The sequence below is a fragment of the Paucibacter sp. M5-1 genome, assembly GCF_027498415.2.
In the GTDB taxonomy this organism is placed as follows: Bacteria; Pseudomonadota; Gammaproteobacteria; order Burkholderiales; family Burkholderiaceae_C; genus Roseateles_E.
This window is the reverse complement of sequence record NZ_JAPZLM020000001.1, coordinates 326,148-338,884: the sequence shown is the minus strand read 5'-3', so window position 1 is coordinate 338,884 and position 12,737 is coordinate 326,148. Positions and strand designations below refer to the sequence as shown.

11 protein-coding genes are annotated in these 12,737 nt (G+C 64.1%); 4 read left to right on the top strand and 7 right to left on the bottom strand.

The genetic code is table 11. The features are described from left to right. Positions 1 to 6: 6 nt before the first annotated feature. The 7 genes from prsR to O5M90_RS01570 form a co-directional block, all read right to left on the bottom strand. Positions 7 to 1,371, bottom strand: a complete 1,365-nt coding sequence (gene prsR / locus O5M90_RS01600; RefSeq protein WP_440401785.1) for a PEP-CTERM-box response regulator transcription factor — start codon at positions 1,369 to 1,371, stop codon at positions 7 to 9. Beyond that, the gene (gene prsK / locus O5M90_RS01595) at positions 1,368 to 3,491 is read right to left on the bottom strand and encodes an XrtA/PEP-CTERM system histidine kinase PrsK (protein ID WP_269841681.1); all 2,124 of its coding nucleotides are present in this window, start codon (positions 3,489 to 3,491) and stop codon (positions 1,368 to 1,370) included. The genes prsR and prsK overlap by 4 nt, the downstream gene beginning before the upstream one ends. A gap of 52 nt (positions 3,492 to 3,543) precedes the next feature. Continuing rightward, entirely contained in the window at positions 3,544 to 4,932 is a 1,389-nt protein-coding gene (locus O5M90_RS01590; protein WP_332909516.1) for a TIGR03013 family XrtA/PEP-CTERM system glycosyltransferase, read from the bottom strand. A gap of 564 nt (positions 4,933 to 5,496) precedes the next feature. Next, complete coding sequence (locus tag O5M90_RS01585) at positions 5,497 to 6,639, bottom strand: branched-chain amino acid ABC transporter substrate-binding protein (protein ID WP_137940706.1); 1,143 nt, start codon at positions 6,637 to 6,639, stop codon at positions 5,497 to 5,499. 189 nt (positions 6,640 to 6,828) lie between these two features. Then, positions 6,829 to 7,230: a hypothetical protein gene (locus tag O5M90_RS01580; RefSeq protein WP_440401784.1), complete on the bottom strand. Its 402-nt coding sequence runs from the start codon at positions 7,228 to 7,230 to the stop codon at positions 6,829 to 6,831. Then, on the bottom strand, positions 7,227 to 7,655 hold the full coding sequence (locus tag O5M90_RS01575) for a DNA polymerase III subunit chi (RefSeq protein WP_269841683.1): 429 nt from the start codon (positions 7,653 to 7,655) through the stop codon (positions 7,227 to 7,229). Before O5M90_RS01575 ends, O5M90_RS01580 begins: the two co-directional genes overlap by 4 nt. A gap of 25 nt (positions 7,656 to 7,680) precedes the next feature. Next, positions 7,681 to 9,141: a leucyl aminopeptidase gene (locus tag O5M90_RS01570; protein WP_269841684.1), complete on the bottom strand. Its 1,461-nt coding sequence runs from the start codon at positions 9,139 to 9,141 to the stop codon at positions 7,681 to 7,683. A 28-nt stretch (positions 9,142 to 9,169) separates the two neighbouring features. Here O5M90_RS01570 and lptF point away from each other — a divergent pair, with 28 nt between their 5' ends. Genes lptF through O5M90_RS01550 form a run of 4 tightly spaced genes read left to right on the top strand, consistent with a single transcriptional unit; the run spans position 9,170 to position 12,728 of the window. Continuing rightward, on the top strand, positions 9,170 to 10,291 hold the full coding sequence (gene lptF, locus O5M90_RS01565) for an LPS export ABC transporter permease LptF (RefSeq protein WP_269841685.1): 1,122 nt from the start codon (positions 9,170 to 9,172) through the stop codon (positions 10,289 to 10,291). Beyond that, positions 10,288 to 11,397: an LPS export ABC transporter permease LptG gene (gene lptG, locus O5M90_RS01560; RefSeq protein ID WP_269841686.1), complete on the top strand. Its 1,110-nt coding sequence runs from the start codon at positions 10,288 to 10,290 to the stop codon at positions 11,395 to 11,397. Before lptF ends, lptG begins: the two co-directional genes overlap by 4 nt. Positions 11,398 to 11,409: 12 nt before the next feature. Then, positions 11,410 to 11,787: a sirohydrochlorin chelatase gene (locus O5M90_RS01555; protein ID WP_269841687.1), complete on the top strand. Its 378-nt coding sequence runs from the start codon at positions 11,410 to 11,412 to the stop codon at positions 11,785 to 11,787. Next, complete coding sequence (locus O5M90_RS01550) at positions 11,784 to 12,728, top strand: CysB family HTH-type transcriptional regulator (protein WP_269841688.1); 945 nt, start codon at positions 11,784 to 11,786, stop codon at positions 12,726 to 12,728. The genes O5M90_RS01555 and O5M90_RS01550 overlap by 4 nt, the downstream gene beginning before the upstream one ends. Positions 12,729 to 12,737 lie beyond the last annotated feature (9 nt).

Genomic DNA, 12,737 nt, shown 5'->3' with positions numbered 1-12,737 from the left:
TCGGTGTTACTTGATTTGCAGCCTGCTCATCAGGTCGTACAAGGTCGGGCGACTCACGCCCAGTATCTCGGAGGCCTTGACGATGCTGCCATCGGCACGCGCCAGCGCCGTCACGACCGCAGCGCGCTCGGCACGCTCTCGGACAGTACGCAAATCCAGGGTCGCTATCGCCCCATCGGCGTCGTTGGCGGGCTGCGGCAAGCCGAGGTCTTCCCCGGTCAGGCGATCGCCATCGGCCATGATGGCCGCACGCTTCATCAGATTCTGCAACTCACGGACATTGCCCGGCCAGTGATAGGCCTCGATCATGCGGACCGCCTCCTCACTGAGGCTCAGCTGGCTGCGGCGCTGCTCGGCCGCATAGCGCCGCAAAAAAGAGTGGCACAACAACACCGCGTCGCCCTGGCGCTGGCGCAGAGGCGGGATCTCGACCACGATCTCGGCCAGCCGGTAGTAGAGATCCTCGCGGAAACGGCCATCGGCAATCAGTTGTTTCAGGTCCTGGTGAGTGGCACCGACGACGCGAACATCGATGGCAATCTCCTGTCGACCGCCCACGCGCTCCACCGTGCGTTCTTGCAGAAAACGCAAGAGCTTGGCTTGCAAGGCATGAGGCAGATCGCCGATCTCGTCCAGCATCAAGGTGCCGCCATTGGCCGTCTCGATCTTGCCAATGGTCGTTTTATTGGCACCGGTGAACGCGCCGCGCTCATAGCCGAACAGCTCGCTTTCCAGCAGATTCTCGGGAATGGCCGCGCAGTTGATCGCGACGAAGCGCCCTTTGCGCTTTGAGGCATCATGCAGCCCCTGGGCCAGCAGCTCTTTGCCGGTACCGCTCTCGCCGAGCAGCAGCACGGTCGCATCGCTGGGCGCTACTTTCTCAATCGTGCGGCACAGCTTCTGCATCTGCGCATCGCGCGTGACCAGGCCACCCAGCGCCTCGCTCTGCTGCTGGGTCTGCAGGCGCTTGTTCTCCTGCTGCAACTCGTAGAGCCGATAGGCGCGCTCGACCGTCAAGCTCAGCACATCGGGATCGACCGGCTTGGCCAGGAAGTCGTAGGCGCCAAGACGAATGGCTCGCAGCGCATTGCTCTGATCATTCTGGCCGGTCAACACAATGACTTTGACGCCAGGGTCGAGCTCCAGCATCTTTTCCAGCAGTTTGAAGCCCTCGGTCACCGAGTCCTGGTCGGGCGGCAGGCCCAGATCCATCGTGACCACGGCGGGTGAGTGGCGCCGAAACTGCAGCAGCGCCGAAGGACCATCGTCAGCCAGCACCGACTCGAAACCATCGAGCGACCATTTGATCTGTTTCTGCAGGGCCAGATCATCTTCGACGATCAGCAGTGGTTGTTGGCGGGGTGTTGTCATTTGGCGCCGAGCATACCCAGGTCCGAAGCCTGCGAGGCGCGGAACAGAGGGAGCAAGATGGTAATTCTGGTGCCACGATCGATTTCACTGTCCACGTTGATCTTGCCTCCGAGTTCGTTCAGGTACTGAAAACTCTCGAACGCGCCGATGCCCATGCCGCTGGACTTGGTGGTCTGAAAGGGCTTGAACAAACGGGTGCGGATGAACTCCTCGGACATGCCGCAACCCGTGTCGCCCACCTCGATGCGCGCATAACTGCCCTCGACGTTCAGTTGCAGCCACACCCGGCCCTGCTCGGGGGTGGCATCAAAGGCATTCTGCACCGCATGACCAATGACCCGTTCAACCCGCTCCTCATGGCCGCGGGTGCTTGCCGCTGCCTGAATATCCAGCTGCAATTCCCGACCCTTGCTCTGGGCAGCGGCAGCAAGGCGTCGTGCAATCGGCGCCAGGTCCACACCGCGCGACAGGCCGTGGGGCGACTCCCCTTCACGCAACTGCAGCATCAGCTGACGCATCTTCTCCAAGGAATTCTCGACCGTGGCCAGCATGTCTTCCTGGAACTCCGGGTTGTCGCGCAGCCGGCGAGCATTCTTCATCATCAAAGACAGCTGGGTCACGATGTTCTTCAGGTCATGCACCACAAAGGCCGACATGCGGTTGAAAGCATCGAACTTGCGCGCCTCCAGCAGCGCCTCAGTGGCCTGCATCTGGGCCAGGTAGCTGGAGGCCTGGCTGCTCGCCGTACGCAACAGGTCGCGCACCTCCCAGTTGAGCTCCAAGGGCGTGCGGGGTCGGCCGAGCAGCACGAAGCCGATCAGCTCGGCACCGACCACCAAGGGCACCAGCAGCCAGCAGCGCGCATCTTCATGCAGCCAGGGCGGGCATTCAAAGCCGGGATAGCTTTGCGGCGCGCGCCGCAGTTCGTCGAAATCGACAATCCAATGCCGCTGGCGAAGAAACTGCGCCATCGGCGAATCGGCCGGCTCGCGCTCGCTGCGCGCCGGCATATTCCAGTGCGCCGACTGCGAATACTCGGCCTGCACGCCATGCCGTAGCCACAAGGTGCCTGAGGGACTTTCGACCAGATTGGCCAAGCCCTTGATCACCGAAATACCCAGTTCCTGCGGCGAACTCTGAGACGAGAGCATCGCCGTGAAACGAAGCCACTCCTCGCGATAGTCATAGCGATAGCTGAAGAAGTTTTTGCTGATGTAGACACGCAGCTTGGCTCGCATGGCGCCCGAGAGCAGCACCATCACCAAGGCCAGCAGACCGACCACCATCAGCGCCATCTGCAAGGCCCGCCCCCAGTTGCCACCGGTATAGCGAACGTAGTAACCAACCGCCGAGACGAGCAGGAGATAGGCGCCGGCGATCAGCAGGGTCGCCGAATGGAACACCGCTGCGCGCGAAACATGCAGCTTGGACAACCAATCCTTGTGGCGACGCGAGGCAATGAACAGCAGGGGTACGGCAATCGCATGTACCGCCGGACGTATGCCGATCGCATCACCGTCAAACTGCCTGAACAGCGCGGCCTGGGAGTAGGTATAGAGGTCGAAGATGAAGAGCGCGCCCAAGGCGAGGCAAACAGGCTTGGCGCTCCAGCGGGCATCACCCTTGATGCTGCGCAGCAACTGCTCGACCAGCATCAGACCCACCACAGCGAGGGCCAGGCCGGAGAATGCAACAGGACGCTCGAGTGCGGAAATCCGATAAGGGCCGAACTCCTGGATCAGCTGCAGACTCAGCGCCAGCAACAGAGCCGCGATTGCGGCGAGGGGCAAAGCACGCTGCGGGCGCTCAGCCCATGCTGGCCGCAACAGCAGCAAAATGAAGCCAAACCAGAGGCCATAGCGCAGGATATCGGCAGTCGGCAGCAGCAAATCACCCAACCATCGCCAAGGACGGTAATGCGCCCCCAAACCAATCGCAGCCCAGACCACACTTGCCAGCAAAGCGGCACAAAAAAGCCAGTTGGCAGGGGTCAGGCGATCACCGATGCGCCATAGGCGGCCTGCATACAAAATGAAGAGGCCGACGTAGCACAGACAAGCCAGCCCGTAGGACAGCAGGCTGATATCGAGTTCCCCGGCTAGCATGCCTTGTTCAACCATGCACGATCAGGCGGAGCCAGCCAGCGGCACCGGGCCGCCAACTCGATCGGGCTCAGCGGGCACCCTTGCCCGTCAGCACAACCGCCACCGTCTCCAACATGATCAGCAGATCAAGGAACAAGGTGTGGTTCTTCACATAGTAGAGGTCGTACTGCAGCTTCTCGACCGAATCCTCGACCGTGGAGCCATACTCATAACGAACCTGCGCCCAGCCGGTAACGCCGGGCTTGACGCTATGGCGTACCGCGAAATACGGAACTTGCGCGACCAGTTCGTCGACAAAGTACTGACGCTCGGGCCGCGGGCCGACCAGGCTCATCTCACCCTTCAGCACATTGATCAGCTGCGGCAGTTCATCGATGCGAACCCGGCGAATGAATCGGCCCACGCGCGTCACGCGGTCATCATTGACACTGGCCCAACGCGGCTTGCCGTCTTTCTCGGCATCGGTACGCATGCTGCGGAACTTGATGACCTTGAACACCTCGCCATTCAGCCCAACGCGCTCCTGGCGATAGAAAACCGGGCCACGCGACTCCAATGCCACCATCACCGCCGTGATCAGCATGATGGGCGCTGCCAGCAGCAGGATCAGGGCCGAGAACACCAGATCAAAGCTGCGTTTCACGGCGGTGCGGATCACCCCTTGGTTGAAACCGTCACCAAAGATGAGCCAGCCGGCATTGACATGGCTGATCTTGATCTGAGCCAGGGTCTTTTCAAAGTAGGTGGCGATGTCGACGACACGAACGCCATAAAGCTTGCAATCCAGCAACTGCCGCAGAGGCATGCTGCCACCGCGACGCTCCGACAGGGCCACGACAATTTCATCGACGCCCAGGCGCAAAGCCGTCTCGGTCAAGCTGCCCTGAGCCTCGATCAGCTGCGAGCGAGGCACGGCCGGTTCCACCTCATTCGGACCGGCGAAGTAACCGACGATCTGGGCATGGGGATCCGCAGCCCGCAGTGTGTGACCCACGGTCTTGGCCGCCTCACCGGAACCGAAGATCAGAATCTTTGTCTTGGTCTGCGACTGGGAGACCGAATGTGCGGCATAGACCCGATGCACCAACACGGCAGCCACCGATGCCATGGCCGCAAAAGTCATCAAGTCGCGGTTGTCCGCACTGGCCGGCAGAAAACTGAAAATGCCATAAGCCAGCGGCAGCGCCACCAGCAAGGCCAACAAGCCGCGTGCGCAGGACTCGGTCACCGAGCGGTTGTGCACATGCTGGTAGAAACCCGTAGCCGAATTGATCACAAACATGCAGCCAGCCAGCGACAGACCTTGGGAGGCCGCGAACGGGATGACCTGGCCGGCACCCTCGCCCTGACTCAGCACCACCGCAAACACAGCCACGATGATCAGGCCTAGATCAAAGAAAACCTGAAGCAGCGTGCGCCTATGCAAGTAGTGATTGAATATTCGAACCATGCTCATCCCCAATCGCTGGACCCGGCAGCTGGACACTGCTTCCGAGTTTGATTTCCGCCTGCCTCAAAAACGGTGTGCCGTTGTTGAGGAACTGCCTGCCGGCTGCCCTGGCTCGGTGCATGCGACCTTTCTAGCCACCTATCTCGAACCGAACGGGACCCGAACTGCCTGGCAGGCCGAAATCGGAAATCCGCATTGCGCCCGAATCATGCCCTCCTGACCCTCTCTTGAAAGCCCCCCGTTTAAAGGGTGCGCTGTCCTTGAAAGCGGAGAACTGATCTTGACGGCCAAACCCTGATCCCCACCCCTGGCAACGCAGACAAACAAGTGTTCAAAACCAGTCGACTACGAGGCGCTGACGGTGACCTGAACCTGCCAGTGACGCAGTAGAACGCATTTGGATGAACCGCTGACATGGCGGCTGGCCGCTCGCGTGCGTATTGCACAAGCGCGCACCATTGCTTGGCCTCGCGCCGAACAACGCTTGCCTCAACGCAACAAAAAAGCGCCCACCGAAGTGGGCGCTTGGGCTCAATGTCGAAAAACGACGATGGCCTGTGCGGGACTCGCTTAACGCACGACAGCGATTTGCTGACGGGCACCGGCCTTGTAGGTGAACAGGGTCAGCGCGCCGTTCTTGATGTCGCCCTTGTTGTCAAACGAGATCGTGCCGGTCACACCCTTGTAACCGTCCGTCTTGGCCAGCACCGGCAGGTACTTCGCCGGCTCGGCCGAACCGGCCTTGACCATCGCATCGACCATCACATTGACCGAGTCATAGACGTAAGGTGCGTAGATCTGCACATCGGCCTTGTACTTGGCCTTGAACTTGGCCTTGAAATCGTCCATCGACTTCTTGGACTCGCCCTCGACGCCACCGGCTTCGGCGCAGACCACCTGGTTGTCGGCCATCGTGCCGGCTGCCAGCTTGGGCAGCTCGCCCGAGCAGATGCCGTCGCCGCCCATGAACTTGGCTTCGATGCCCAGCTGCTTCATCTGGCGCAGCATCGGGCCAGCCACCGCATCCATGCCGCCGAAGAAGACCACATCGGGCTTCTTGGCCTTCAGGGAGGTCAGGATGGCGGTGAAGTCCGTGGCCTTGTCGTTGGTGAACTCGCGGCCGACGACCTTGCCGCCCGCGCCCTTGACGCCCTTTTCGAACTCGTCGGCCACGCCCTGGCCGTAGGCCGTGCGGTCATCGATCACTGCGATCGACTTGCCCTTGAGCTCCTTGACGGCGTACTTGCCCAGCGTGCCACCCAGGTGCACGTCATCGGCGACGACGCGGAAGGCGGTCTTGTAGCCGTTGCGGGTGAACTTGGGGTTGGTCGCCGACGGCGAGATCTGCGGCACGCCAGCGTCGCTATAGACCTTGGAAGCCGGGATCGAGGTACCCGAGTTCAGGTGGCCGATCACGCCGTTGACCTTGGAGTCCATCAGCTTCTGCGCCGCAGCCGTACCCTGCTTCGGATCGCCGGCATCGTCTTCGGCCAGCAGCTCGAACTTGGCCTTCTTGCCGCCGATGGTCACGCCCTTGGCGTTCAGATCATCGATGGCCATGCGGGCGCCCAACTCATTGTCCTTGCCCAGGTGGGCAATCGCGCCGCTGGTCGGGCCGACATGGCCGATCTTGACGACCAGCTCTTGCGACATCGCGGTGCCGCTCAGCACCACAGCGACCGCGCCAACAATCACATTCAACTTAACTTGCATGAATTACCTCCGAGTTGGAAGAAGGAGAGCTATTGCTGTTGAGATATCAACCCAAGGAACATAACCGAAATCAGAACGCTTCTCCATGGGGAAAGCGCGGGCCTGGGAGCGGGTTTGGCCACAGATTGAATTCGAACTCAGCCCTGCCAGAACGCGGATTCCCGGCCGTGGTTGACAGGGTCGTCCGAGCTAGCAGCCCCGCCGCTCGCGTTGCAGCCAGTCCTGTACGGCACACTCCACCATCTGCTCCAGACGCGGCGCCAGTTGCTGCCGCAACTCCAGCATCAGGGACTCATGCAGTTGCGCGGTCGCCCGCTCCAGCGTCGCACGCAGGCTGTGTTCCAACCATTGATCAAGGTCCTGAGTCAGCGCAGGGCTCAAGGCCTCGCGCATGCGGTCTGCCACCTCGTCCAGCGGTTCCGGCACGGGGGTAGGCGGCGCTGATGGCGCAGCCGAAAAGCCCAGATCCAGCTCAAAATCCACCTCACCGGGGGCCGGCTCAACGCTGGCCGCTGGCGGTATTGGCTGCCAGCTGCCTTCGTCCAGCACCTCGGTCAGCGTCGGCACGACGCGCGGCGGATGCGGGCTCAAGCGCCAACCTCGTGATGAGTGACCTCATGCCCCATGGCCTTGTAGGTCTTGAAGCGCTGGCGGCCCGCCTGCATCTGCTCGGGCTCGCGCGACACCACCTCCAGCACACGCTGGAACTGCTCGAAGTCTTCGGGCAGATCGGGGCCCAGGTTCAGCAATACCTCGCGATGCGGCTGCTCGCCGGCCCGCTCGGCGAGCACGATCGGTGTGACAGCCAGCAGGCCGGACTGGGCGGCACCGCGCCAGCGCAGATGCGGCACGAACTCGGTCGGCTCGAAGCTCCACAGCGCGGCATCCAGCCGATCCAGCAGCGGGGCCGGGCCGACCACCGCCACTTTGGCACCGCTCTGCTGCGCCTTGCGCAGCAGGCGGCACAGATAGCTCAGGCGCTCCGGCACATGAGTGTAGAAGCTGACCGCCGTCATGCCGGCTCGCCCCGAACCATCCGCATCAACGCGCCTGCGACAGCACGAAATGCGTCAGCAGACCGACCGGGCGGCCGGTGCTGCCCTTGGCACCGCCGCCCTTCCAGGCCGTGCCGGCGATGTCCAGGTGGCCCCAGCGGTACTTCGAGGCGAAGCGCTGCAGGAACTTGGCCGCCGTGATCGAGCCGCCTTCGCGACCGGCCACATTGGCCACATCGGCGAAGTTGCTCTTCAGGCCCTCTTCGTACTCATCGTCCAGCGGCAGGCGCCAGCAGGGGTCGAGCGCCGCCTCGCCGGCGGCCGACAGCGAAGCCGCCAGCTCGTCGTCGCTGGCGTACATGCCGCTGCGCACGCCGCCCAGCGCGATCACACAGGCGCCGGTCAGCGTGGCCACGTCGACCACCACCGCCGGCTTGAAGCGCTCGGCATAGGTCAGCGCGTCGCACAGGATCAGGCGACCTTCGGCATCGGTGTTCAGAATCTCGATGGTCTGACCCGACATCGAGGTCACGACATCACCGGGCTTGACCGCGCGGGCGCTGGGCATGTTCTCGCAGGCCGCGATGATGACCACCAGATTCAGCTTGGGCTTGAGTTCGGCCACCGCGCGCAGCGTGCCCAGCACGCTGGCCGCGCCGCCCATATCGAACTTCATCTCGTCCATGCCGGCGCCCGGCTTCAGCGAGATGCCACCCGAGTCGAAGGTGATGCCCTTGCCGACCAGCACCACCGGCGCCACCGTCTTGGCCGCGCCTTCATAGCGGGCGACGATGAAACGCAGCGGCTCATCCGAGCCCTTGGCCACCGACAGGAAGCTGCCCATGCCCAGCTTCTCGACCGCCTTCTGGTCCAGCACCTCGACCTTGATGCCATGGCTGCGGCCCAGGGCCTTGGTCTGCTCGGCCAGATAGGTCGGCGTTGCATAGTTCGGCGGCAGATTGGCAGCCTCGCGCGCCACCGCAATGCCGGCAGCGATGGCTTCGCCGCGCGCCAGCCCGGTCTTGACCGTCTTTGCGTCGGCCTTGTCGGCCAGCAGGGTCAGCTTGTCCAGCGCCGCCGGCTTGGCCGCGCTGGGCTTGGTGTTGCGGTACAAATAGAGCGCTTCGGCGGCCGCCAGCACGGTCTGCTCGACCAGGCTCTCGCTAAGGCTCTCGATACCGACAAACGCCACGGCGGCGTGCGCGGCGCCGCGGCTCTTCAGCGCCGTCACCGCCGCCAGCACGGCCGCACGGGCGGCCTTGACCGAGGGCTTGCCGATGGCCGCCAGCACCAGGCGCGGCGCCTTGACGCCGGCCACGCGCTGCAGCACCAGCGTCTTGCCGGCCTTCAGCTCGAAATCGCCGAGCTTGATCGCGTCCTTGAGCGCCGCCGCGACGCTGGCATCCAACCCAGCCGGCACGGTATCGCCGCCGACCAGCAGGATCAAAGCATCGGCGTTGACGCCGGCCAACGCGTCCAGGGACGCAGACTGAGTACGGAAGTCCATAATGTCGTGGAATAAATAAAGTGCCCGGATGTTATTCGATTCCACCGTACGCAAAGAGCTGGCGCGCAGCTTCGGCGTGACCCTCGTGGTCATCCTGACCATCGTCCTGACCATGATGCTGATCCGCACCCTCGGCCAGGCGGCCGGCGGCAGCGTGGCGCCGCAGGACGTGCTGCTGCTGATGGGCTATGCCGCCCTGGGCCATCTGCCGACCATGCTCAGCCTGTCGCTGTTCGTCGCCATCGTCGCGACCCTGGGCCGCATGTACCGCGAGTCCGAGATGACGATCTGGTTCGCCAGCGGCATCGGGCTGTCGCGCTTCGTCAAGCCGGTGCTGCGCACCGCCTGGCCGGTGCTGATCGTGATCCTCGCGCTGGTGCTGGTGGTCTGGCCCTGGGGCAACCGCAACAGCGCCCAGCTCAAGGAGAGCTACGAGAAGCGCTCGGATCTCTCGCGCGTCGCGCCGGGCCAGTTCCAGAGCTCGCGAGACGGCTCCCGGGTCTTTTTCATCGACCGCGACAGCGATGCCGGCAATGGCGGCCGGGTCGGCCGCAATGTCTTCATCCTCAGCAACACCGAACACAGCGAGTCGGTCACGACCTCGCACAAAGGCCATATCGAACTGGAGGACGGCGACCGCTACCTGGTGCTGGAGCAGGGCCAGCGCAACGAGATGAACCGGCAGAGCGGCGAGAAGAGCCTGGCCCGTTTCGAGCGCTACCGGCTGCTGGCCGACAGCCAGGTGATGCGCTCGGTCGAGGCCCTGCCGCCCAAGGCCATGGACACGCTGGACCTGCTGCGCAGCGCCAATCTGCGCCAGCGCGGCGAGCTGACCTGGCGCCTGGGCATCGCGCTGGGCGCGGTCAATATGGTGCTGCTGGGCATAGGCATGTCGGCCGCCAACCCGCGCCGGGCCAATAACTGGAACCTGCTGTTCGCCCTGCTGAGCTTTGTGGTCTATTTCAATCTGATCAATCTGTCGCAGTCCTGGGTCGCCGCCGGGCGCATGGGCATGGGCGGCGCGCTGGCCACCGTGCATGGCGGCGCCCTCTTCATCGCGCTGTCGCTGCTGTGGCTGCGCGACCAGGGCAACCGGCTGCTGCTGCCCTTGCGCAGCGGCGGCCGAGCGGTCAAGGGAGCGGCCGCATGAGAACCGTCCGCAGCCTGCTCTACCGCGACATCCTGGGCTCGGTGCTGTTCGTCGTGCTGGCCTTTTTGTCGCTGTTCTACTTCATCGACTTTGTCGATGAGCTCGACCGTCTGGGCCGCCGCGGCATCGGCGCCGGCCAGGCCGCCTGGCTGTCCCTGCTGGAACAGCCGGGCCATTTCTACGAGCTGTTCCCGATCGCGGTGCTGATCGGCAGCATCTACTCGCTGGCCCGCATGGCCCAGTCCAGCGAGTTCACGATCTTGCGCACCGGCGGCCTGGGCCCCGGCCGCGCGCTGAGCCTGCTGACCACGCTGGCCCTCGGATTTGCCGCGCTGACCTTTGTGGTGGGCGACTATGTGGCCCCGCAGTTCGAGCGCCAGGCCGAGCAGCAGCGCGCCCGGCTGACCGGCGGGGTCGCCCGCAACGGCAACAGCGCCTGGCTCAAGGACAAACAGCAGATCGGCGGCGTCGAGCGCAGCTATTCGGTCAATGTGCAGCGCGCCAAGGCGCCGGGCGAGCTGGAAAAGGTGCGCATCTTCGAGTTCGACGCCCAGGGCGGCCTGCTGTCGCGCACCGAGGCGGCCAGCGCCAAGGTCGAACCCAATGGTGTCTGGCGCCTCAGTGAAGTCCTGCAAACCCGCTGGCAGACGGCGGCGGATGGCACACCCCAGGTCAGCGAACAGAAACTGGCCACGCTGGACTGGCCCAGCGGCCTGACCATCAATGTGATCAGCGCCGCGCTGCTACCGGCCAAGACCATGTCGACCGCCGAGCTCTACCGCTACACCCAGCACCTGTCGGCCCAGGAACAGTCGGCCCAGCAGCATGACATCCAGTTCTGGCGCAAGGCCTTCTACCCCTTTGCCTGCCTGGTGATGGTGGCGCTGGCCCTGCCCTTCGCCTATCTGCATGGCCGCGCCGGCGGCATCAGCCTGAAGGTTTTCGGCGGCATCATGGGGGGCATCAGCTTTGTGCTGCTGAACAATCTGGCCGGCCATCTGGGCCTGCTCAAGGGCTGGACGCCGTGGGCGGTGGCCGCCACGCCCAGCCTGATCTATCTGGGCATCTCGCTGGCCGCTTTCGGCTGGCTGGTGCGCTACCGCTGAATGGACCCCAAGATGGACGGCATGCTTTTGTTTGCCCATGGTGCGCGCGACCCGGCCTGGGCCCGCCCCTTCGAGGAGGTCGCGCGCCGCATCGCCGCGCAGCGGCCCGAGATGCCGGTAAGCCTGGCCTATCTGGAATTCCTATCGCCTGGCATCGCGGACGCTGGGCAGCAACTGGCCGCCCAGGGCTGCCGGCGCATCCATATCGTCCCGCTGTTCCTGGGCGGCGGCGGCCATGTGCGGCGCGACGTGCCACCGCTGGTCGAGCAGCTGCGCCAGCAGCATGCCGGCGTGCAATGGCTGCTGTACCCCGCCATCGGCGAACAAGACCCCGTCATGCAAGCCATGGCCGAGGCCAGCCTGGCCTTCACCTCCGCACCCACCGCATGAACCTGCATCAATTCCGCTTTGTCCAGGAGGCGGCACGCCGCAACCTCAACCTCACCGAGACCGCGAAGGCGCTGTTCACCTCGCAGCCCGGCGTCTCCAAAGCCATCCTGGAGCTGGAGGAAGAGTTGGGCGTCGACATCTTCTCGCGCCACGGCAAGCGCCTGCGCCGCATCACCGAGCCGGGCCTGCAGGTGCTGAAGTCGATCGAGATCATCATGCGCGAGGTCGGCAATCTCAAGCGCATCGGCGAGGAGTACTCGAAGCAGGACGCCGGCACCCTGTCGATCGCCACCACCCACACCCAGGCCCGTTATGTGTTGCCCGGTCCGGTGGCCCAGCTGCGCCGCCAGTTCCCAAAGGTCCATATCAGCCTGCACCAGGGCAACCCAGAGCAGGTCGCGCGCATGCTGATCGACGAGACCGCCGATGTCGGCCTGGCCACCGAGGCGATGTCCGAACATGAGGAGCTGGTCTCGCTGCCCTGCTACGAATGGCAGCATGTGCTGGTCGTGCCGGCCGGCCATGCGCTGGCCCAGGTCGAGCGGGTCAGCCTGGAGCAGTTGGCGGCCGAGCCGCTGGTCTCCTACCATCCCAGCTTCACCGGCCGCACCCGCATCGACCGCGCCTTCGCGGCGCGCCATCTGACGCCCAATATCGTGCTAGAGGCGATCGACTCCGACGTCATCAAGACCTATGTCAAGCTGGGCATGGGCGCGGGCATCGTCGCCGAGATGGCGGTGCGCGAGGATCCGCCCGGCGGCGAGCTGGTGTCGCGCCCGCTGGGCCATTTGTTCGGCCAGAACGTGGCCCGCATCGCCTTCAAGCGCGGCGCCTATCTGCGCAACTATGTCTATGCCTTCGCCGAGCTGCTGTCCGACCGGCTCGACAAGAAGCTGCTGGAGCGCGCGATGAGCGGCGACACCAGCGACTATGGACTTTGACTCCCCGAC

What these genes read in the sequence shown, in the direction of transcription:
- O5M90_RS01590 (WP_332909516.1), bottom strand. Translation starts at nt 4,932, where the DNA reads ATGAGCATGGTTCGAATATTCAATCACTACTTGCATAGGCGCACGCTG.
- O5M90_RS01585 (WP_137940706.1), bottom strand. Translation starts at nt 6,639, where the DNA reads ATGCAAGTTAAGTTGAATGTGATTGTTGGCGCGGTCGCTGTGGTGCTG.
- lptG (WP_269841686.1), top strand. Translation starts at nt 10,288, where the DNA reads ATGAGAACCGTCCGCAGCCTGCTCTACCGCGACATCCTGGGCTCGGTG.
- lptF (WP_269841685.1), top strand. Translation starts at nt 9,170, where the DNA reads ATGTTATTCGATTCCACCGTACGCAAAGAGCTGGCGCGCAGCTTCGGC.
- O5M90_RS01570 (WP_269841684.1), bottom strand. Translation starts at nt 9,141, where the DNA reads ATGGACTTCCGTACTCAGTCTGCGTCCCTGGACGCGTTGGCCGGCGTC.
- prsR (WP_440401785.1), bottom strand. Translation starts at nt 1,371, where the DNA reads ATGACAACACCCCGCCAACAACCACTGCTGATCGTCGAAGATGATCTG.
- O5M90_RS01550 (WP_269841688.1), top strand. Translation starts at nt 11,784, where the DNA reads ATGAACCTGCATCAATTCCGCTTTGTCCAGGAGGCGGCACGCCGCAAC.
- O5M90_RS01555 (WP_269841687.1), top strand. Translation starts at nt 11,410, where the DNA reads ATGGACGGCATGCTTTTGTTTGCCCATGGTGCGCGCGACCCGGCCTGG.
- prsK (WP_269841681.1), bottom strand. Translation starts at nt 3,491, where the DNA reads ATGGTTGAACAAGGCATGCTAGCCGGGGAACTCGATATCAGCCTGCTG.
- O5M90_RS01575 (WP_269841683.1), bottom strand. Translation starts at nt 7,655, where the DNA reads ATGACGGCGGTCAGCTTCTACACTCATGTGCCGGAGCGCCTGAGCTAT.